Source organism: Staphylococcus argensis (assembly GCF_002902305.1).
GTDB lineage: Bacteria > Bacillota > Bacilli > Staphylococcales > Staphylococcaceae > Staphylococcus > Staphylococcus argensis.
This window is the reverse complement of record NZ_PPPX01000011.1, coordinates 104,184-125,948: the sequence shown is the minus strand read 5'-3', so window position 1 is coordinate 125,948 and position 21,765 is coordinate 104,184. Positions and strand designations below refer to the sequence as shown.

The window sequence follows — 21,765 nt, the reverse complement described above, 5'->3', positions numbered from 1 at the left end:
AGGTCCCTCTATTTTATGAGCTAAAAAAGTACAATTGTATTTAGAATCTAACAAATATTTAGAAAATTGTGTTAGTATAGTATTATATTCAAAAACACTAAGAGGAGAGGATAAGATGGTTCAATATCAAGACATCGTGCAATGGAGGAGAACTTTCCATCAATATCCCGAGCTATCTGAGAATGAATATGAGACAACGCAACGTCTGAAACACATATTAGAGGAACATAATGTCCACGTGTTAGATTTGCCACTGAAAACAGGGCTTGTTGCGGAAGTTGGGCAAGGGGATACCTTTGTCGCATTACGTACAGATATTGATGCGTTGCCTATTGATGAACAAGTGACACACGACTTTACTTCACAGAACGAAGGCGTTATGCACGCGTGTGGACATGATATTCATATGGCGACGATTCTCGCGACAACGATGAAATTGAAAGCACATGAAGATGAGTTGAATGGAAGGGTACGTATTCTCTTTCAACCCGCTGAAGAACTAGGTTACGGCGCCTCCTATATTACGGAGACGAACGTGCTAGATGGAGTGAAGGCGGTACTTGGTTTCCATAACTATCCGTCTATGAAGGTTGGAGAATATGCGATCAAGCCAGGGGTGTTGACTTCAGCCGTGGATCGCTTTGAATTTAAGATTAAAGGCAAAGGCGCACATGCTGCCAAACCCGAACAAGGCAATGACCCTGTTATTGTCCTCGGTCAACTGATCACGAGCATTCAATCTATCGTGAGCCGTAATCTATCTGCTTTCGATGATGCAGTGTTGACTATAGGTGAAGTTTCAAGTGGTAGTACATGGAACGTCATCGCTGACCAAGCTTACATGCAAGGTACAGTACGCACCTTTGACGAGGAAGTAAGAACGAAGATCAAGCACCGCTTAAATACGATTGCTGATGGATTAGCACAAACTTTCGATGTCGACATTGACGTGTCGTATGATTATCTACCTGGTGCAGTCGTGAACGACGATGAACTCACAGACCGTGCAGTGAATGTAGCCAAAGCGGTCGGATATGACGTGACGATGCTGGATGAGCCATTAACCATTGGTGAGGATTTCTCAGGCTATTCGAAACATTACCCGAGTGTCTTCGCATTGATTGGTTCACAAAGTGATTATGACTTGCACCATCCGAAGTATGATGCGGATGAGCGTATCTTCGAGTTAGCGCCCGACTACTTCGTAACTTTGATTCATCAACTTTTAGACGATTAAGTTGGTAAAATGGGCGGATTTTCAATAATGGGTTACGTCGGTTAAATCACTATAACGGGTGAGTGAGCTGGTAAAACGGCTGACGAGAATTAGTGGTTACTAGGAGGTAAACAGTATTGTAAAAAGTGCTGTCATGCTAGTTGTCATTTTCAACAAAAATCAATCACACCTTATCGCTTCATATTTGATGTATTAATCAAACTTAAACATGGGTAAATATATAAAGAAATCATACTATGAAGGAGTGTTGATGATGGCAGCTCAAGATCCTAGAACGAAATTCTCAAGTAAGCAATATCCGAAACAAGAACAACCGGTACCTGGCTTACAAAGCAAACTCGAACCGAAACCAGATTGTGGTGAAACGTCTTACCAAGGTCATGGTCGACTCACTGATTACAAGATGTTAGTGACAGGTGGCGACTCAGCAATCGGCCGTGCAGCAGCAATTGCTTATGCGAAAGAAGGTGCGGATGTAGCAATCAACTACCTTCCAGCAGAACAAGAGGATGCCGAAGAAGTGAAATCCGTCATCGAACAAGCAGGCCGCAAAGCAGTCTTAATTCCCGGAGATGTTCGCGATGAACAATTTAATTACGATTTAGTCGAACAAGCTTATAACGAATTAGGCGGTTTAGACAACGTGACACTTGTCGCAGGACATCAACAATATCACGATGACATTAAAGGTTTCTCTACTGAAGCATTCACAGAAACGTTTGAAACGAACGTGTATCCTATATTCTGGACGGTTCAGAAAGCCTTAGACTATCTTCAACCTGGTGCGACAATCACGACAACGTCTTCTATTCAAGGTTACAAACCGAATCCTATCTTACACGATTACGCGGCATCTAAAGCAGCCATTATTTCCTTGACTAAAAGTATTTCAGAAGAATTGGCTGAAAAAGGTATTCGCGTGAACTGTGTGGCACCGGGTCCTTTCTGGTCACCACTTCAAATTTCAGGTGGACAACCACAGTCTAAGATTCCAGAATTCGGTCAGAATTCATTGATGGGACGTGCCGGTCAATCAGTTGAATTATCAGGTATTTACGTTCATTTAGAATCTGAAGAAGCAAGCTACACAACTGGACAAGTTTACGGTGTGACAGGCGGCGCACAAATCGATTAATGCAACATAGAAGCAATTTCATAATTTAAGAAGTACTTTGACATTCGTATCGGTATAGATCATCGTTCTGTATCGATACGTTTTTTATAAACAATGTAGGTGTAGAAGAAATTTGTTAGGAATGAGGGGATGTATTATGAAACAATTTTTAGCAGTGGAATTATCAAAGACTCAGAACTACAAGTTACTTACTGGAGGGATTATACCGCGACCTATCGCTTTCGTGACAACACACGATAAACGAGGGACTTTGAACGCGGCGCCATTCAGTTTCTTTAACGCAGTATGTGCAGAACCGCCAATGGTCATGATTTCTGTAGGTAGAAAGGACGGAGAACGAAAGGATACGACTTTAAATATTCTCAATAACGAAGAATTTGTCGTACATATCACGGACGAAGACATTATTGAAGCCGTTAATACTACTGCCGCTTCACACGATCGCTCAGTTAACGAACTCAACTTTACTGATTTAGAAGTTGTACCTTCAGAATCTGTGAAAGTTCCTGGAGTGAAACAGGCGAAGATTCGTTTCGAATGTCGTTTACATCAATTGATTCCGTTAGGTGATGAAATCGAAGGTTCAGATATAATTATCGGTGAGGTCGTTCACTATCACATTGATGATGACATTTATTACGATGATACTAAAATTAATGCAGATCAACTCAATGCGATCGCCCGGCTTTCTGGCTCAAATTATTCAAAATTAGGTGAGCAGTTTACGATCGAACGGCCAGAGAGCTAGTTGGATGAAGCGGTTAGAAATTATGGAATCATGCTCGAAGCTGAAGGTATTGTAGAGTTAAATACATTGTATTCTATAAGTTTGGAACGCAACTTGTAAATGATATAGGCTTTCAACTATCCTATAGGTGATTGCACGCTATAGGAGGTTGAAGTCGTGGAGAAGAGGCATCCAATTCGTTGGATAGGTATTATATTGTTCGTTGGTTTCCTAATAATAGGGTTTGCATCGCATATCATATGGCTTACTACTATACTAGCTGTCATGTGCTATCTTATTTCGATATATATCGGATGGTCAGAAGTTAAATATAATATTACTCATCAAATTATTAATGAACCGCCAATTCTAGCTTACACCTGGTACATTATTTTAGAGATAATGATGGCGGGCGTATTTATAGGACTCTCTCTTAATACGATAAAATTTGGTAGTGATATGAGTGGTGTAATTACAACAATTTCTGTGCTTAATGTTGGTGTATTAACTTATTATTTAAAAATTGGCGGTCAGCATAAAACGGCGAAGAAATATATTCCACGTCAGCTTGCAAGAAAAGTACTGCCCATATGGTTGATTGCCAATCCGCTTCTACTTATCATTAGCAATTATACTATTAGAGAGGGCTACACTATTTTAGGAGTAATCGGCTTTCTGTTATGGCTAGCTTTATGTGTAGTTACTTCTTTCTTTATCTATCGCTATGACATCAAGGAGTAAGATGATATGAACTTTAATAGTGTGATTAAATATTATGCTTTCTGGAAAATTGGTGTATGGTTTATAGGATTGGCACTGTTGTGTTGCAGTGTGTTAATTCTTCCAAGTATCGTATCTATCGTAATAGCTATTGTGTTCTTGTTAAGTATGATGGCGTTAAACTTTCTTAAAGTACGCTGGAACTTAGCACAAGGACACTTGAAGTTATCGAGCGGTCTCGCATATACATTATTGATACTTATGTCAGTATTTTATGTACTGCTACTGGGACCATTGATCTATTATTTTGGAAGAGAGGAAAGCTCTCCAATACTCTATTTATCAACTTTAAGTATGTTCTTTATTGTCATTCTCGAATATATTTTAAAGGTCTCAGCAAATTTAAGTGATGCAATTCAGGTTAAAATGATTTCCAATCAACAAGCAAAGCGATGGTTAGGTTCAATATTAATCATTTTAGGTGCTTCACTCATCGCTATTTTGTTAGGAGTATATTATACAAACTGGCCAACAATTACTATTAGCACTATTATCTTTATCGGTTTCACATTCGTGCTAATTTACTACCTACGCAAATATCAGGTGGAAGAATGAGTTAGGCGGATAGTGGTTTTAAAAAGAGAAGTGCGCAAATAGCCATGAAACAAGCAATAATCAACAACAAATATTCACTTAGGATTGACGCAAGATATAAATTCATGTAATGTAAGATTAAATATAATATAGCTTATCAAGAGAAGTGGAGGGACTGGCCCGACGAAGCTTCGGCAGCATGGTCACGCGTGTGCCAATTCCAGTAGCAATGATTTGCTTGAAGATAAGGTTGATAACGAATTCAAAGCTCTTTTCTTCTAGTGAGAAAAGAGCTTTTTAAGTAGAAAGAGGAAGTGAGATGTACATGGATAACGGGCAGAAAGGAAGTTTATGGGCCTTATCCCCACTCATATTATTTATTGTGCTCTTCTTAGGAGTCGGAATAGCGACAGGTGACTTTACGATTATGCCACTTAACGTCGCTGTCATCGCCGCAGCAATATTTGGATTAACCATCCATCGCAAGGTGCCTTTTAATAAAAAGGTAGAAGTGTTCACGAAAGGGGCAGGACATTCGAATATCTTATTGATGGTGCTCATCTATTTACTCGCGGGGGCATTTTCACAAGCGACAGAAGATATGGGCGGCGTGAAATCAACTGTTAATCTAGGGTTGACGCTCATCCCCGAGAACCTCTTGATTGTAGGACTGTTCGTCATTTGTATGTTCGTCTCCATCTCCATGGGTACATCTGTAGGAACAGTTGCTGCAATTGCGCCAGTAGGGTTCGGCTTAACACAAGCGACAGACGTCTCAGCAGCGATTACAATGGCAACGGTCGTTGGCGGCGCAATGTTTGGTGACAACTTGTCCATGATTTCAGATACGACGATTGCTGCAGTGCGTACTCAACATACGAATATGAAAGACAAATTCCGTGTGAACTTCAAGATTGTCTTGCCAGGTGCTATTTTGACGATGATTATTCTGTGGTGGATGACACGTGGTGTACGTCTTGCGCATACAGGGAGCTATCACTACGATTTAGTTAAAGTGATTCCTTACGTTCTCGTACTTATTCTTGCTCTCGTTGGTCTGAACGTAATCGTCGTGCTCATCGGCGGTACTGTACTTTCAGCCGCGATTGGGCTTATAGACGGTTCCTACTCGTGGGTAGGCTTGTTAAAATCACTGGCAAAAGGTATCGAAAGTATGGAAGATATCGCTATTCTTGCTCTCTTAATCGGTGGTTTAGTTGCGATTATTGAATATTACGGCGGAATTCAGTGGTTGCTCAACTTTGTACGCAGTAAAGTGAAATCGAAACGTGGTGCAGAATATGGTATTGCAACGCTTGTGAGTGCTGCAGATATTTCTACTGCGAATAACACGATTTCTATCTTGATGTCTGGACCACTAGCGAAAGATATCGCAGATGAATACGGTGTCGATGCTCGTAAATCCGCAAGTATATTAGATATTTTTGGTGGTTGTTTCCAAGGACTGTTACCTTATAGTCCACAGTTAATCGCAGCTGCCGGAGTAGCAAGCATATCGCCCGTTGCACTTGTGCCATATTGTATTTATCCGATACTACTCGGCGTTTGTGGCTTACTTGCCATATTCTTCAAATTTCCTAAGTTAAAAGAACGTCATTAAAGAGTGAGAAACACTGGTAAGACAAACGTGTGTCTTATCGGTGTTTGTTTATAGTCGGCGCGAGTTTACTACGGTGACTTTTACCGTTAACATTGACGGCATTTTAATATTAAAGGTAAAATGAATAAGTTGAGACATTTATGAAACTAGCTTAGATAATTGTTGTTACTAAGCAAATTAAGTTAAAATGATTGTGATGGAAGGTGGGTGACAATAGTGGCACAGTATAACGTTGAGAATGAATATGTAGAAATTGAAATTGAACGTATATTTAAAGTAGATCCAGCATTAGTATACCAAGCATGGATAGATAAAGATTTCTTAAAGCACTGGTTAATGACAACCGAACGTACAAATAAGAAATTAGAAGTGCAACCTGAAGTCGAAGGGCGCTACGAAGTGGTAGATGTCAGAAAAGGAAAAACCAATCGTGTCGTAGGTTCCTACGTCGCTCTAAAAGAGAACGCTTGGATTGAGATGACAATTGGAATGCCTGATATTAGTGATTCAGAAGATAATATCACAGTGGAATTCCTAGAACGTGAACCAGGCAAGACGCATATGATCTTTACTTACACAGCCTACGTACCGAAAGAACGTCGCTTAACGACACTCGAATACAAACAACTCAAGAAAGAATACCACGATTCAACAGCACACGGTTTTGAGAATATGTTCGACCGTTTACACGAAGTATTAGCTGAGTACGAATCTGAAGAAGAATAATATATTAGAGAAGCCAATCTATGATTAATGGAAGTCATAGGTTGGTTTTTTTGCGTTAGTTGGAAAGTTGAAAAGTGTTTGTAATAAGGGTAGCGTTAAGTTTTGCGATATATCTTAAAAAAGCTGAAAAACATCAAAATTAGTTACAAAACCATGCACTTAGAACTTGAACTTAGAAATTGAAAAGATACGCTCTAATTCCTCGAGACAACTAATTTAAATTTAAATAATGAAAGTATGAGAAGGATGAGTAGATATGACATATTTTAAACTCATGCAATATGATTAAAGAAAGTAGTATGAAATAAATCTGAAGCAAGAATTATATATTAAATAGATACGCTATAATACCTCGAAACACCTAAATTAAAATAAAAAAAGAAGAGAATGTGTAGAGATAAGATTATTAGATGAATTAAATAGGATTGTGAATTTAGAAAAAATATTACTTAACGAAGTATACTTGCAACACAAGTAAAAGGTGGGAGCAGGCGAGACTCTTGAGGTATCAAGGGCACAGCGAAAATCCAGTAATAACGCGCAACAAGCGTTATTACTTAGTTGAGCGTGACCACCTAAGAAAGCGAGCCGTTTCTCCCACCCAATACGCAGTATTGCAAATTAGTACCACACATTATATTCACCCGAACACAAATTAGTACAAATTCTAAGTTACTACAAATACTAATTAGAGCCACACAACTTTTACCCATAAAAAATAGGCCCACAGACGCTACCATATCTGCAGACCTACACATCCACTACGAAATTCTCTTCACAGCCACGCGCGGACAATATGTCGCACTCAACACATCCACATGATGCGTAGCCAGCTGATAAATCAACTTCGAGAACACCTCAGGCGTACAACACACATCAATACGATGCTTCGTAAACGTATACGTAATATGCTCAGTATTATCCAACATCGTCATAATATCAATAATCTTATCCTTCACAAACGCATCGTGCATACCATCCACATTGAGCTCAAACCGCTTAGATGAGTGCATAATATGATTAGAGTCTAGCAGCTCAATACCCTCCGATGCTGTGACGATTTGATAAATCACATAGTTATGGAAACTGAGGAAACTGATCACATAAGGAAGTTGACGCTTCGGAATATTAATTTCCAAGGCATACTGTTGATTATCTTTCATAATATTAAATTGAAAAGGGTCGCAAAATTGAATTTGACGACAAAGTTTAGTTAAGCGTTTGCGTACGCCACGTTTATGAAGTCCGTCCAAATTAAGAACGAACGTTTCTGTCTTATCCAAGAACATAAGGGGGACCTCCTCATCTAAGCGAATATCTATCATTTCAATTGGCCATTCTAAATAGACATGATTTCCATTGGGAACGGCGCAATGCATCGTTTATCTCTTATGATTTATACTAAATTGTACCACTCTTTAATGATTATAGCACTCAGTCTTTAGGATGAAGTTAAATAAAAGTTACAATTTGATTAAAATAAATAATGAGTTATATAGAGAATTGATATACAGAATTTGAGTAAAGTTAAAAGTATTTTTATTGCTAAAGGAAAGAATTTTCAGAAAACGATATTGTCGTTCGTGTGCACATGTGTTAAATTCAATGTTATATCAGTCATAAAGGGGAGTTAGTTATGTTAGCAAAAGCAAGTCGGTTTGCGACGAATACGTTCTTAATATGGATGTTAGTGGCAGCGGTAATTGGATTTATCTTTCCGCAGGCCTTAGCTCAACTCGGAGGATATGTACCGTATCTTCTCGGTATCGTCATGTTAGGGATGGGATTGACGATTGATCCTAAAGATTTCAAGATTGTCTTTCAAGCACCGCGTTCTGTCATCATCGGCGTGATTCTACAGTATACGATTATGCCTATTTCCGCTTACCTTATCGCGAAATTATTTCATCTACCAGCTGAGGTCGCAATTGGTGTCATTCTTGTAGGTTGCTGTCCTGGAGGCACGTCAAGCAATGTTATGAGTTACCTTGCCAACGCTAATGTTGCTTTATCTGTGGCAATAACGAGCGTTTCTACTCTGTTGGCGCCAATCCTAACACCAGCACTTATTTATCTATTTGCACATGAGTGGTTGCAGGTTTCTTTCCTCAGCATGTTATGGTCAGTCGTTCAAGTGATTCTCATTCCGATTATCGTTGGGTTTATATTACAAAAGTTGTTCCATCGCTTTGCGAAAGAGGCAGCTACTGCTTTACCTATCGTTTCCGTTATTGCAATTTCACTCATCCTCGCTTCGGTAGTTGGTGGGAGTAAAACGCAAATCTTACAAATAGGGTTACCTATCATCGGCGTTGTCATTCTACATAACGTTATCGGTTATGGTTTAGGATACGTACTCAGTCACCTTGTGAGATTAGACCGACCAGACAAGAAAGCAGTATCTATTGAAGTGGGAATGCAGAATTCAGGTTTAGCCGTGTCGTTAGCGACAGTTCATTTTACTCCGCTAGCGGCAGTACCAGGGGCAATCTTCAGTCTTATACACAATATCACTGGACCGATACTCGCGAAATATTGGTCGAAGCGGTAGGATCAATTAGTTCGAGATTCAATCTCTAAACTCATATGTTACACTTATTTAAAAGTATTTCAGGAGGTCGTGCTATGGTCAAACTTACGGGGCATCATCATATTTCAATTTATACGAAAGATGCACGTGCGAATAAGCAATTCTATACAGATGTGTTGGGATTGAAATTAGTTGAGAAGACAGTGAATCAAGATAATCCGAAGATGTATCACCTGTTCTACGGAGATGAATCAGGACAACCTGGCACGCTGTTAACATTTTTCGAAATACCGATGGCGGGTGCTATGCGAAAGTCCACAAACTATATCTCTAGTCTATGTTTGCTCGTGCATGATGAGCGAAGTTTAGATTACTATCAAGAACGTTTAGCCTCCTATGATGTCGAAACACAACGTGACACGTACCTAGGTTTGTCTGCACTCTACTTTGAGGATAGAGATGGGCTCTCACTTGTCCTTGTAGCGAATGGAGCGCATAACTATCCACACGCTTGGCAACCGTATAGTGAGAGTACGGTGCCTAATGAGTTCCAAATTATGGGAATGGGGCCTGTCGAACTCACTCTGCAAAAGTTAGATCCAACTCGTCAATTTTTGGAGTCGCAGCTTGGGTATAAGCTAAAAAGCCAAAATCCGCTCGTTTATACTTTGGATTCAGATGGCTTGTATAGTGATATTGTATTACTACAGAAAGATGGCCCGATGACGAAACCAGGACGAGGCTACGTGCATCATATTGCATTGGCTACACCAAACGCTAATTCATTAGCAGAGATATACCACATGATTGATCAATTACCACATAATAATTCTGGTATTATTGATCGCTATTTCTTTAAATCGTTGTATTATCGTCAGAACTCGATATTATTTGAGTTTGCTACAACTGATCCTGGATTTACAGTTGATACAGCAGTAGAAGACTTAGGAAGATACCTTAACTTACCTGACTTTCTAGAACAAGATAGAAGTGAGATAGAAACAAACTTAAAGGATTTAGATTAAGTAAGGAGTTTAACTATGTATAGAGCAGTCATATTTGACTTTGATGGCACGATTATTGATACAGAACAACATATTTTTGATACAATCAATCGTCATTTAAACGAAGTGGGAGCAGAACCTATTACTACAGAATTCTACCGTCAAACAATCGGTGGTTCCGACGAGGTATTGAAAGATTATTTAAATCAAGTTGTAGGAGAAGAGGGAACTGCACGCATTTATCAAGATGTTCATGAAAGCAGTACAGAATTAGAAATCTTTCCAGAAATCCACGCCTTGATGAAGCAATTGAAACAACGTCATATTCCAATGGCCATTGCAACAAGTAGCTATCGTCGTGATATTCAACCCGCATTCGACCATCTAGGATTAGAACACTATATAGAAGTGGTTATCGGTAAAGAGGATGTCGATGAAGTTAAGCCGAGCCCTGAGTTGTATTTACGAGCCGTTCAGGCACTCAATTATAATCCTGTGAACTGTCTGGCGATTGAAGATTCAACGAATGGTGCAGAAGCGGCTATGATGGCTGGATTAGATGTGATTGTGCAAACGAACCAGATGACAGTCGCTCATGATTTCAGTTCCTTTAATTACGTAGGTAAAGATATGAGTGCGAACGACATTATTCAACATTATTTTGCGAAGGAGTAGCGCGATGATAGGTTATATTCTCTTGTTCTTTGTCGGAGGACCATTGATTTTTGCGATAGGCAATTTGGTGTTAGGACCGCTGTTTAATCGCCGTATTCCTATGCGTGTCCATTTCCGCTCTTTTATCGTAGCTACAGTGATTTATCTGATTCTCGCCGGACTCTTCTACTACTTCATATTGTCACATTACGCATGATGACACATAACAAAGACTTCAACGAGCGTGAGAGCATTTCGACATATGCTCTATTATCACGTGTTGAAGTCTTTTTGTCGTTATGTAGTTGTAAAAGGTGAGCTGTCGTCGCGTTGATCGTCGCCTGTAGTTTGTTTAGTGCATGAGTTGTAGCACAATCGTTAATAATATGAGAACGAATAAAATGACGTCGACGCCTAGAATAATTTTATAACGTGTCGTATTCGCACCTTGAGCTGTAGCATGTTTCAAACCACGGTAGTTGTTCCACGCACTACCGAGCAGTATGACGAGAAGAATAATTCCGATAATCAGTTTCATTATTTGCCTCCATTTCCACGTTGTTTAGCGATAAATTCCCACACATAACCTGCAATAATCCCTACAATCAAACCGACGATGATACCGATCTTAATCGTTGCAACGATGGCACCAAGGATGATGCCAAGTAGCATCGCAATTGGAATTGTCACGCCGAATTTGAATTTACGCTCAGGGGTGTTGAGCAGTGCAAACAGAGTATAGTAAAGCAAGGCAAAGACGAGTGCAGCGAGTACAGATTTGCCGAGAATCACTAATGTTGATGCTTCATGTTTACTAAAAATATTGATTAAGAAGAAAAGGACGCCGAAGATGATTGCTATGATCAGCGTACGTAATTTAAGATTTTGTTTCATAATGATACGTGAAACTCCTTTAACTGAATTACTCAAATTATATCATATCTATTAAATTTATTAGACCTCTGCCATTTCATCTCAAAGTATGATAGAATAAGCATATTCTATACAGAAAGTATCGTTGTATTTCTCAAAAAGACACTACTAAGACTTGCGTATCTTTTACAGTTACAATTTTAAAAAAGTTAGAAAAGCTAACAATCGCATAGGCATCAAATTGAGCGAACGTGATTGACTTAAAATTGTGAAGATTCTTTGAAATTTATTTTGCATTTTTCGTACAAATCACATAGAATATATAAAAAGAATGTAAGCTCTTACATAAAATGTAATATAATAGTGTCTGAGTCAATAGCGTTTAATTAAATTGGGACAAGGGTGCATTCTAAGATTGATTTGGCAACTAATGAATGATGGCTATGCATCCGATAATCATCATCTTGAGCTGTGAGTTCCTGGGGCGGTTCGAACAACTCACGTTTGAGAAAGATTGATCGTTTATAGCCATGTATTTTAAATCAAATCAATCTTCTGAATAGATAGAATCTTTATCTAAGATTCGAGAATAACGAATTAGGAAGAGATGGGGTTGAATTATGGCAGAGAAGAATCAGTTACAAAGGGGATTGACTGCGCGTCAAATGCGCATGATCGCACTTGGAGGTACAATCGGTGTCGGACTATTTATGGGGGCATCAGATACGATTAACAAGACAGGACCATCTGTTATCTTTGCATATCTCATTGCAGGTATGTTCCTATTCTTAGTCATGCGTGCAATGGGTGAGATGGTTTACTTACATCCAACGACAGGTTCATTCGCGCACTTTGCGAGTGATTACATCCATCCTGTGGCGGGTTACATCACAGCGTGGAGTAACATCTTCCAATGGATCGTCGTAGGTATGAGTGAAGTTATCGCAGTAGGACAGTACATGAACTATTGGTTCCCTGATTTACCACAGTGGATTCCAGGTGTCATTGTTATAATATTACTTTGTGCAGCGAACTTAGTTTCAGTAAAAGCATTTGGTGAATTTGAATTCTGGTTTGCGATGATTAAAGTTGTCACAATCATCTTAATGATTATTGCAGGTCTTGGTCTAATCTTCTTCGGTTTAGGTACAGGACATGCGACAGGATTATCTAATCTTTGGTCACACGGTGGATTTATGCCACATGGTTGGGTTGGCTTCTTCTTCGCACTTTCTATCGTTGTTGCATCTTACCAAGGTGTTGAATTGATAGGGATCACAGCAGGGGAAACGAAAGACCCTCAGAAGAACATTAAATCAGCAGTTAACGGTGTTATTTGGCGTATCTTAATCTTCTATATCGGTGCTATCTTCGTCATCGTTACTGTTTATCCTTGGGACCAATTAGGTCATATCGGTAGTCCATTCGTAGCAACATTTGCGAAAGTCGGCATTACATTTGCAGCAGGACTCATTAACTTCGTTGTACTTACTGCAGCGATGTCAGGCTGTAACTCAGGTATTTTCAGTGCAAGCCGTATGATTTTCACACTTGCTGAGAAAGGTCAAATGCCTAAGTCATTTACTAAAGTGATGAAGAACGGTGTACCTGTCTTTGCAGTTGCTGCAATTGCAATCGGTATCTTAGTCGGTGCATTACTCAATGTGATCTTACCGAAATTGATTCCAGGTGCTGATAACGTGTTCGTATACGTTTACAGTGCATCAATCTTACCAGGTATGATTCCTTGGTTCATGATCTTGATTAGTCACTTGAGATTTAGAAAACTACATCCTGATCAAGTTGAAGGCCATCCTTTTAAAATGCCAGGAGGCGCAGTAGGTACATTTATTACAATCATCTTTTTTATACTTGTGTTGATTGGTATGTTGTTCAACAAAGAACAAGTTATTTCATTATTGATTGGTGTTGTCTTCCTCGCATTTATGACAGCTTATTACTTCATTAAGGGTTATCATAAAATGAGCGAAGAAAAACAACGCTTCTAAATTACTTAATTGAATAAATAATAAAAAGACTTAAGTTGACGGTTACAGTTCAACTTAAGTCTTTTTGACTGAATTAATGTTTAAAATGAATATTTGAAATATGTTTGCGATAATTGTCTAAAGCCATCTTAGACTGCGTAATTGAATCCAAGGAATGTTGGTAGTTGAGCGCGATATAGCGATAATATAAGACATCAACAGTAAAGAGTTGCGCAAACAATGAAGTTGTCGCAGCCATGCGTAATTCGTTCTCGTCTGTTTGACCATAAGTCAACACGTGATCTGAAATTTCAGCAACAGGATTGTCTGCCGTGCTCGAAATCGTAATGATAGAGATATTGTAATCTGTTGCTACCTTTGCCATGGCTTGTAACTCACTGTGACTACCGTGATTGGTAATAAACACGACGCAATCACGTTGATCATGCGTTGCGAGGGTCGAAGTTAGCTGATGTGTTTCTGTGATTAAACGGACATTTAAGCCGATACGTGAGAATTTCTGAAATAAATCTGTGGCAATGACATAAGATGCGCCATAACCGAATAAGAAAATCGTGCGTGCTTGTTTAAATTGATCACAAATAGCACCAATCGTATGTGCATCTAAGTGCGCGGATACGTCATAAAGCGTATCCTTTGCGCGTGAAAGTAACTTTGATGAAATATTCGCTATAGATTCATGATCGACGAGTTCTAACAGTGTATTGTTTGTTGTATCTTCGGGCAAATAGCGTGAGAGCTCTAACTTTAAATCTTGGAAACCACCGCTCGTCATTTTTTTACTAAATCTCACGATGGAAGCAGCGCTCGTGCCAATCTCTTTCGCAAATTCTTGTACTGACATTTTGACGATATAGTGAGGTCGGTTCAAGATGTAATCTGCAATCTTCTTTTCGCTTTTAGTCAATCGGGTATATTCATCTTCTATCTTATAAAGTACGTTGGTCATATTAATCACCTAAAGTATCAGAGTTTCTCATTGCTTTCGTCGTGCCAAATAAGTATGTGAATACAAAGCCACCGATATATGCAGCAAAGAGACCTACAATATAACCTAAATACATATGATCTGAAATGAGTGGTAGGAGTGACCATCCACTAGGGCCTACTGCAGTAGCACCAATGTGACCGATGCCACCAATAACAGCGCCACCAACACCGCCACCTAAGCATGCAGTAAAGAATGGGCGACCAAGTGGAAGCGTAACCCCATAAATAAGAGGTTCACCAATACCGAGTATGCCTACAGGTAGAGCACCTTTCAACGTATCGCGTAACGTCTTGTTCTTACGGCAACGCACCCATAAAGCGAGTGCAGCGCCTACTTGTCCTGCACCTGCCATCGCAGCAATCGGTAATAAATAAGTTGCTCCCATTTTATTTATCATTTCAATATGAATAGGTGTAAATATATGATGTAATCCTAACATAACCAATGGTAGGAAGAAAGCGCCAATGATAAAGCCGCTAAAGATGCCTCCTACACTAATAATCCAATTAATTACGCCGACGAGTCCATCAGATACGAAACCAGCGAGCGGCATAATGATAAATACAGTGAGTAAGCCGATGATTAGTAAAGTAATTGTTGGTGTAATGATAATATCGACTTCGTTAGGAATCACTTTGTGCAGTCTCTTCTCTATTAAACTTAAGAGCCAAACTGCAAAGATGACACCAATAATACCACCTTGACCTGCTTGTAAGTGTTCACCTGTAAAGAGGTTAGTGATTGCTTTATCATCACCTAAACCTGTGAGTAACGTTGTACCCCCGATAACACCGCCTAGACCTGGCGTAGCACCGAATTCTTTTGCGGCATTAATACCTGTAAAGATAGCAAGATAAGCTAACATACCGTCTTTAATCACACCAAAGATCGTTACGAGTTGAGTGAAGAAAGCGCCAGAAATAACATGAGCAGTTAGCATATTCTCGATAACTGCACCGATACCGCCGATAAGTCCGGCACCGATAAATGCAGGAATCAACGGGATAAAGATGTTTGCTATAGTCTTAAAGAACTTTTGGAAAGGACCAGATTTCTGTTGAGATTGATAGTTCTGTTTATTCTCTTGCGCACGCGCTTCTGCACGTTCTTTGGCAGTTCCGCCTAAGTCATCATTAGTCAGAGTAGATGGATGAGATTGTTGTAACTCTTCCATATAGTTCGCAACCTTTGAAGCGGTACCTGGTCCTACGACAATTTGTAAGCGTTCATCTTGTACAACTCCGAGCACGCCATCGATGGCCTTTAATTCATCGAAATCAACGTGATCGTTATAATGGAGTTGAACGCGTACGCGTGTCATACAGTTAATCACATTGTCTACATTCTCTATACCTCCGATTGCTTGCACAATCTGATCGGTTAATTCTTGGGTATTCGCCATATGAAATGACCTCCTTCAAATCATTATGGTTATCTTGTACTGGTGACTACTGAATTGCGCGCTTAATTTGCCCTTGGTTTGTCTGTAAACGCGTTTCTGCTTTTTCACGTGAACAGTTCGCAAGATGCATGACGACAGCGACTTTCAATTGCTGTTGTGCTTGTTCAAATAGTGAAGCGGCATCACTTTCGGATAAATCGCAAATGTCTTGAATAATACCGATAGAACGTTGAATCAATTTTTGATTGGTTGGGCGTAAATCGACCATCAAGTTACTATAGACCTTTCCCAAACCTACCATTGAAAGGGTAGAGATCATATTTAACATGAGTTTCTGCGCTGTTCCTGCTTTTAAACGTGTTGAACCTGTTAAGACTTCAGGGCCTACATGAATCTCAAGTGGGTAATCTGCGACCTCACTCATCGGTGTCTCTTGATTACAACTTAGAGCTACAGTCATAGCATCTATCTCATTGGCATATTTGAGACCGCCTAGCACATATGGTGTCTTACCACTTGCGGCAATACCAATCACGATATCTTGAGCAGAAAGTTCAATGGCTTTCAAATCCTCAATAGCCATCTCTTTACTATCTTCTGCACCTTCTACCGCTTCAGTCATCGCACGTTGTCCTCCAGCGATCAGTCCAATGACTTCGTTAGGACTTGCGTTGAATGTAGGTACGCACTCCGCAGCATCAAGTACGCCTAAGCGACCGCTCGTTCCTGCACCGATATAGATGAGGCGGCCACCGTCTTGCATCTGTTGAATGATACGTTCAATGATTTGAGCGAGTTGAGGAATATGAGGCGCGATGGCACGAGGAACCTGTTGATCTTCCTCATTCATCGTACGCAATGCTTCCTCTATAGACATTTCATCTAAACGTATCGTCTTAGGATTACGAGTTTCAGTAGTCATTCGATTCATTATTTCATCTCCCTATGTATTAAGTTCAAAGCTGAACGTATCATTACCACTTAGACAATCGAGTAAAGCGATATCCTCCTCAATAATTTCTCCGATACAATTCACGTTAGGGTGTGCAGGAAGAGGCTGTTTAATGAGTTGTAACTCACCTTGGTAGCGTCCGTTGCGTTCGTTATCTACTGTAATCATTCCACGTGTTCGTGTCGTTGTATGAGCCGGAGGGATAGATTGGTTAATGCTTTGACGCGCATTGTGAGAGCGAAAGACCTTTTCAGGCGAATCAATTCTCACTTGATGCGTCATTTGTAGTAAAGTCTGCACTTGCAAATCCGTACTCGCCACTTTGCATCTAAGGGTAAAATGCCGTTCTACAACAGCTTGAATGAGTTGTTGTGCATACTTTCTTTGAAGTTGAATATCCCCCACAATAACATGATTGACGCCAGTGTCAATCAGCATTTGTGCACTATAGATGGGATGTGCATGTCTCATATTCTCTAGCGTTGGCAAACCTTTATACAATGGGCCTCGCTTCTTCGTTCCACTTATAAACCCATAGATCATCGCTTCAGGATTATAATGACGAATCAATGTATTTTGCGCTTGAACAAAAGATTGAGACAGACCGGTATTTGGACGTGGATAATAGTTGTGACAGTAAACGATTTTATGAAAATGATCGACTTGTTGCTTTAGTTGAGTTAACAACGTTTCAGTGAGTGTACTCGCATTTAAACAACATGATAATCCTGCTTGAGTAAGTTGATTAATAACATCTATTGAAGTTGAGTGATCAATACGGATCACCACATTCCCATTTGAATAGAAAGAAAGTAACTGATAAAAGGTGTGATTCAGTAAAGAAGGATTTGCATCGATGATGAGTGTCACAGGTGCCTCTTGAAGTTGATGTAATAGTTCTTTGAAGTATTGGAGCTTGACCTCGTCGGATTCTTCAGGTATTTGCAATGAGGTGAAAAGTGTATCGTATCCGAGATGAATCATCGATTGAATATAAGACCAATCAGCTTCTTCTCCCAAATAAACTGAAAAGCCGGACATAAGCAGTCCTCCTCCTTACTTGTAATCGATTTCATTTTACAATAACTCGTATGACTTTACAATTCTATACATAATGCATATAAAGTTATGCGCAATTAAATAGCGTAGTTTGGACAGTGCTGCAACGTACGATGAATAGGCTACTCAAATAATAACTCATGAATCTGATGATAAAGTGATAAAAACTGACGTTGCGTATCAAGGATGTACGCGGATTTATTGCCCGCTTGCAACTCATCTAAAGGATGTTCAGCAAGATAGTTGAGATGGTGGAGATATTTATGATGATAGAAAGTCAAAGTTGAGGGAGGCATGTGTTCGAGTCGTTCACGCTCCGCTTCTACATACTCAACAATCCTTTGACGATAAGCCGCCTTGTGCTTGCTATCTTCATGAATAGCATAATGGTAAAGTTCGATGTGTTGTACCATATCGTGTACGCAGTGATGTAACTGTTGAAGTTCTTGATAGTTCATAGTCAATCCGTCCTGTTCGTGATGTATTATTCCGTGATGCGTCATTTCGTGATAAGTTAAATAGGTAGTTCAGAGATATTTAGGTTCTACGGTTGATTCAAATCTTAGAGGGTAAAAGCGTTATTAGCACATAAATATCGTAGCAATAAAGATAAAGGAGCGATGGGATATGCCTGATACTAAGTATCGCTTTCGAGATATTCAATGGCGCGATTTCTTACTGATTCCTATATTTATCGTGTCGTTTATTATCTTTTTTATCATAGGCGTTGTATATAGTTTCATCACAGGGAAAGGCGACAGTGTCACGATTGATATGATGACTGCTCTAATACAACTCCTTGCTTATGTGGTCGTCGTTATGAGTTACTACTTTTTACATATTCATCAATTTCAAGCTATCTTCAGTGACAATTGGCAGACTTTAAAACGTCAATGGCTAAGGGTATTGATAGGCTTTGTAGCAATGTTCTTACTAGCAATGTTGTATGATCAATTGATACAACATCTCCCACATGGATGGGGTTATTCTGAAACGAAGAACGAACAAGCACTCGATCAATTGTTTAAACAGAAAGTATTCTTACCGTTTACATTTATTCTCGCCGTCATCGTTGGACCGATTGTCGAAGAACTCGCTTTTAGACACTTACTTATCGGCGAATTAGGCAAGAAATTCAATTTCATAGTTATGGGTGTAATTTCAGCACTTCTCTTCGCATTGATTCATGTCGATACGACGAGTTCGCCGTTCGAGTATGGGGGTTATCTCATTATGGGTGCCGCCATCGTCATTGTGTATTTGAAGACAGGGCGACGCTTACTTCCTGTTATAGCGATGCATATGCTCAATAACTTTGTAGCCTTTATCCTCACGTGTATCTCGTTATTTTATTAGATAGTGATTGACTTGCGTTACTCTACTTCTTTTAAAAATGACTCGAAGTTATGCATTGTAATATCGTGGGTCTGCACGGTCTTCTGGAAAGAGTAGGCAATATCTTGAATTTCGCTCACTGGCAACATCGTCGTCTGTCCAGTGCCGATTTCAAAGATAATGGCATACCAGGTGCCATGCTGACATAACATACCGATAAATATGACATTCTCTGTCTGCACATCATAGTCGCTCGTCGTATGTTCAACAGCCATCACATTACGTTCAGCGCTATAAATGAGAATGTCAGTGAAGAATTGAGGTAATAACGCCTCGTCATGATCTTCAAATTTAATATAGTTGTCGAGACGTTTCAGCGTATTTCTTAATTTCGTATAGGGGATATTTAAGCATTTCTTAATAATTGCTTTGATATCCTCTTTAAAAGGTAAAGTTGAATAAGATTGACTTTCATTTAATGTTAAGAAGAGGGCAATCATTTGATCTTCTGTGAAATTCATTGTGTATTGATTGTGCGTTTCAGTAATTTGATAACCGCCACGTACACCTTGTTTCGCTACAATCTTCACGCCTTGATTCTCAAGATCGGCCATATCACGTAAGATAGTACGTTTAGACACGCTAAGTGTTTGCGCGAGCTTAGAAGCACTCGTTTGATTGTTAGATTGAATGAGTTCGATAATACGATTCTGACGTTCACGTTTGTTCATCGATGACACCTCCTGTTACCTTTACTATTTACACTTAGTATAGCATAAAACGCGTAACGACAACATTTAAGCGATATTTTGACAAAAAAATTACAAAAATTTCAAGAAAACGCTTACATTATTATTAAACATGTGTTATAGTTGTTGTAGTAACAAGGGATAACGAATAAGGTGATTTAGGGGTAGGCTATTACATAATATAATAGTTACAATCTCTTGTTCGTATGCGTTACTATTCAAACATCTTCAATATTTATTACTTACTTTCCTTTCTATTTGCCGACTAGCGATGACTAGTCGGTTTTTTAATGTAGATAGACAATGTCATAAGAGTGCTACATTTCGTGATAGATAATATGCTAAAATAAATACATTCATACATATTAATCTTAAATAAAGAGGTGACATAATGAATCAGCAATATTTAATCGATTTAGACCAACGTATACGTGAATGGCTACATACCCTAGATGAAACAATTCCGCAGCTCATCGCACAAATGCATACGTCAACGAAAAAAGATCGATTCGATTTAGTTACCAATGTTGATCAAACGATACAAGAACAGTTTGCGACATTTCTTGAAGCACATTATCCTGAACATCAATTATTTGCTGAAGAAAAGTCTAATGATAATATTGATGCGCGCCATGGACACACATGGATGATGGATCCGATTGATGGCACGATGAATTTAGTGAAGCAACAAGAAGATTATTGCGTAATTCTCGCTTATTTCGTAGATGGAGAAGCCATGCTTTCTTATATTTATGACTATCCACATCGTCATCTCTATCATGCCATACGCAATCGAGGTGCTTATAAAAATGGTGAGGAACTTCACTCCCCGGCTCCAATTGAAATGCAAGATGCGATCCTTTCATTCGGTGCCCAATTTGTGAATAATACAACGTTACGTGATCTCTTTGATGCATCTTTCAGTCATCGCATCATAGGTTCTTGTGGATTAGACTCCGTTCGCGTCATCACTGGTCAGTTCGGTGCGCATTTTAACACGAATCCGAAACCGTGGGATATCGCAGCACAGTTTCTATTTGCTCGTGAACTTGATTTGAAGATGACGAGTTTAAGAGGGGAAGCGTTAGACTTCACAAAAGCAGGACCATTTATTATCAGCAACCCAGGATGTCATGAAGCGGTACTTGAGGTGCTTCAACGTGGCGAGGGTTATGAGATATAGGTCTTTGGTTGGATACTTTTCTTTTCTATAAAGTTTATACTGTTAATTAATAGCTTGACTACTTTGTCGTGGTTCATCGTTCATTGTTCATTTACGTGTAGTAAAATCGCTGCTTCTCAATGAATCACTCCCCGTCTCAAGCTGTCACTTAATAGTCTAAAAAATAGTTGAGGTTAATAGCTTGACTACATTGTCGTGACGCATCGTTCATTGCTCATTTATGAGTCGTAAAATCGCTATCTCAAAAATGGGAACTATGCGAGT

Annotated in this window: 23 protein-coding genes and 1 riboswitch; of the genes, 14 read left to right on the top strand and 9 right to left on the bottom strand. The window is 39.4% G+C overall.

Annotated features, from left to right (window positions below; all coding sequences use genetic code 11):
- The first annotated feature begins 115 nt into the window (after positions 1 to 115).
- The 7 genes from CD039_RS07605 to CD039_RS07575 all read left to right on the top strand — a co-directional run bounded on the left by CD039_RS07605 (position 116) and on the right by CD039_RS07575 (position 6,760).
- The gene (locus CD039_RS07605; RefSeq protein ID WP_103371808.1) at positions 116 to 1,237 is read left to right on the top strand and encodes an amidohydrolase; all 1,122 of its coding nucleotides are present in this window, start codon (positions 116 to 118) and stop codon (positions 1,235 to 1,237) included.
- Positions 1,238 to 1,490: 253 nt separating this feature from the next.
- Positions 1,491 to 2,372, top strand: coding sequence for an SDR family oxidoreductase (locus CD039_RS07600; RefSeq protein ID WP_103371807.1), 882 nt, complete (start codon positions 1,491 to 1,493; stop codon positions 2,370 to 2,372).
- 136 nt (positions 2,373 to 2,508) lie between these two features.
- Complete coding sequence (locus CD039_RS07595) at positions 2,509 to 3,120, top strand: flavin reductase family protein (RefSeq protein WP_103371806.1); 612 nt, start codon at positions 2,509 to 2,511, stop codon at positions 3,118 to 3,120.
- 156 nt (positions 3,121 to 3,276) lie between these two features.
- A complete protein-coding gene (locus tag CD039_RS07590) occupies positions 3,277 to 3,840 on the top strand; it encodes a hypothetical protein (RefSeq protein ID WP_103371805.1) in 564 nt (187 codons plus the stop codon).
- Positions 3,841 to 3,846: 6 nt separating this feature from the next.
- Positions 3,847 to 4,434 (top strand): hypothetical protein, encoded by a 588-nt coding sequence (locus CD039_RS07585; protein ID WP_103371804.1) that lies wholly within the window; start codon positions 3,847 to 3,849, stop codon positions 4,432 to 4,434.
- A 130-nt stretch (positions 4,435 to 4,564) separates the two neighbouring features.
- Positions 4,565 to 4,664: riboswitch (SAM riboswitch) on the top strand.
- 74 nt (positions 4,665 to 4,738) lie between these two features.
- Positions 4,739 to 6,034 carry a Na+/H+ antiporter NhaC family protein gene (locus tag CD039_RS07580; RefSeq protein WP_103371989.1) on the top strand — a complete coding sequence of 432 codons (1,296 nt, stop codon included), beginning with the start codon at positions 4,739 to 4,741 and terminating at the stop codon, positions 6,032 to 6,034.
- A 216-nt stretch (positions 6,035 to 6,250) separates the two neighbouring features.
- A complete protein-coding gene (locus tag CD039_RS07575) occupies positions 6,251 to 6,760 on the top strand; it encodes an SRPBCC family protein (RefSeq protein WP_103371803.1) in 510 nt (169 codons plus the stop codon).
- A gap of 761 nt (positions 6,761 to 7,521) precedes the next feature.
- Here the strand turns inward: CD039_RS07575 and CD039_RS07570 are convergent.
- Positions 7,522 to 8,049 carry a hypothetical protein gene (locus tag CD039_RS07570; protein ID WP_103371802.1) on the bottom strand — a complete coding sequence of 176 codons (528 nt, stop codon included), beginning with the start codon at positions 8,047 to 8,049 and terminating at the stop codon, positions 7,522 to 7,524.
- A gap of 347 nt (positions 8,050 to 8,396) precedes the next feature.
- Between CD039_RS07570 and CD039_RS07565 the strand changes: the two genes are divergently transcribed.
- From CD039_RS07565 to CD039_RS07550, 4 genes are all read left to right on the top strand, one after another.
- Positions 8,397 to 9,311, top strand: coding sequence for a bile acid:sodium symporter family protein (locus CD039_RS07565; protein ID WP_103371801.1), 915 nt, complete (start codon positions 8,397 to 8,399; stop codon positions 9,309 to 9,311).
- Between the two features lie 74 nt (positions 9,312 to 9,385).
- Positions 9,386 to 10,315 (top strand): VOC family protein, encoded by a 930-nt coding sequence (locus tag CD039_RS07560; RefSeq protein WP_103371800.1) that lies wholly within the window; start codon positions 9,386 to 9,388, stop codon positions 10,313 to 10,315.
- A 15-nt stretch (positions 10,316 to 10,330) separates the two neighbouring features.
- The gene (locus CD039_RS07555; RefSeq protein WP_103371799.1) at positions 10,331 to 10,969 is read left to right on the top strand and encodes an HAD family hydrolase; all 639 of its coding nucleotides are present in this window, start codon (positions 10,331 to 10,333) and stop codon (positions 10,967 to 10,969) included.
- A 7-nt stretch (positions 10,970 to 10,976) separates the two neighbouring features.
- Positions 10,977 to 11,165 carry a hypothetical protein gene (locus CD039_RS07550; protein ID WP_240595107.1) on the top strand — a complete coding sequence of 63 codons (189 nt, stop codon included), beginning with the start codon at positions 10,977 to 10,979 and terminating at the stop codon, positions 11,163 to 11,165.
- 135 nt (positions 11,166 to 11,300) lie between these two features.
- On the opposite strand, the gene CD039_RS07545 is transcribed toward CD039_RS07550, so the two are convergent.
- Both CD039_RS07545 and CD039_RS07540 read right to left on the bottom strand, forming a co-directional pair.
- Positions 11,301 to 11,486 carry a hypothetical protein gene (locus CD039_RS07545; protein WP_103371797.1) on the bottom strand — a complete coding sequence of 62 codons (186 nt, stop codon included), beginning with the start codon at positions 11,484 to 11,486 and terminating at the stop codon, positions 11,301 to 11,303.
- The gene (locus CD039_RS07540) at positions 11,486 to 11,842 is read right to left on the bottom strand and encodes a hypothetical protein (RefSeq protein ID WP_103371796.1); all 357 of its coding nucleotides are present in this window, start codon (positions 11,840 to 11,842) and stop codon (positions 11,486 to 11,488) included. Before CD039_RS07540 ends, CD039_RS07545 begins: the two co-directional genes overlap by 1 nt.
- A gap of 599 nt (positions 11,843 to 12,441) precedes the next feature.
- On the opposite strand from CD039_RS07540, the gene CD039_RS07535 reads away from it, so the two are divergent.
- Positions 12,442 to 13,830: an amino acid permease gene (locus CD039_RS07535; protein ID WP_103371795.1), complete on the top strand. Its 1,389-nt coding sequence runs from the start codon at positions 12,442 to 12,444 to the stop codon at positions 13,828 to 13,830.
- A 73-nt stretch (positions 13,831 to 13,903) separates the two neighbouring features.
- Here the strand turns inward: CD039_RS07535 and CD039_RS07530 are convergent, their stop codons facing one another.
- The 5 genes from CD039_RS07530 to CD039_RS07510 all read right to left on the bottom strand — a co-directional run bounded on the left by CD039_RS07530 (position 13,904) and on the right by CD039_RS07510 (position 18,692).
- A complete protein-coding gene (locus CD039_RS07530) occupies positions 13,904 to 14,779 on the bottom strand; it encodes a MurR/RpiR family transcriptional regulator (RefSeq protein WP_103371794.1) in 876 nt (291 codons plus the stop codon).
- Between the two features lies 1 nt (position 14,780).
- A complete protein-coding gene (locus tag CD039_RS07525) occupies positions 14,781 to 16,223 on the bottom strand; it encodes a PTS transporter subunit EIIC (RefSeq protein ID WP_103371793.1) in 1,443 nt (480 codons plus the stop codon).
- 46 nt (positions 16,224 to 16,269) lie between these two features.
- Entirely contained in the window at positions 16,270 to 17,154 is an 885-nt protein-coding gene (gene murQ, locus CD039_RS07520) for an N-acetylmuramic acid 6-phosphate etherase (protein ID WP_103371792.1), read from the bottom strand.
- A 12-nt stretch (positions 17,155 to 17,166) separates the two neighbouring features.
- Positions 17,167 to 18,216, bottom strand: a complete 1,050-nt coding sequence (locus tag CD039_RS07515) for a MupG family TIM beta-alpha barrel fold protein (RefSeq protein WP_103371791.1) — start codon at positions 18,214 to 18,216, stop codon at positions 17,167 to 17,169.
- A 140-nt stretch (positions 18,217 to 18,356) separates the two neighbouring features.
- Complete coding sequence (locus tag CD039_RS07510; protein WP_103371790.1) at positions 18,357 to 18,692, bottom strand: hypothetical protein; 336 nt, start codon at positions 18,690 to 18,692, stop codon at positions 18,357 to 18,359.
- Positions 18,693 to 18,861: 169 nt separating this feature from the next.
- On the opposite strand from CD039_RS07510, the gene CD039_RS07505 reads away from it, so the two are divergent.
- The gene (locus tag CD039_RS07505; RefSeq protein ID WP_103371789.1) at positions 18,862 to 19,590 is read left to right on the top strand and encodes a CPBP family intramembrane glutamic endopeptidase; all 729 of its coding nucleotides are present in this window, start codon (positions 18,862 to 18,864) and stop codon (positions 19,588 to 19,590) included.
- A 17-nt stretch (positions 19,591 to 19,607) separates the two neighbouring features.
- On the opposite strand, the gene CD039_RS07500 is transcribed toward CD039_RS07505, so the two are convergent.
- Positions 19,608 to 20,300: a helix-turn-helix transcriptional regulator gene (locus CD039_RS07500; RefSeq protein WP_103371788.1), complete on the bottom strand. Its 693-nt coding sequence runs from the start codon at positions 20,298 to 20,300 to the stop codon at positions 19,608 to 19,610.
- Between the two features lie 409 nt (positions 20,301 to 20,709).
- Here CD039_RS07500 and CD039_RS07495 point away from each other — a divergent pair, with 409 nt between their 5' ends.
- The gene (locus CD039_RS07495; RefSeq protein WP_103371787.1) at positions 20,710 to 21,501 is read left to right on the top strand and encodes an inositol monophosphatase family protein; all 792 of its coding nucleotides are present in this window, start codon (positions 20,710 to 20,712) and stop codon (positions 21,499 to 21,501) included.
- Positions 21,502 to 21,765 lie beyond the last annotated feature (264 nt).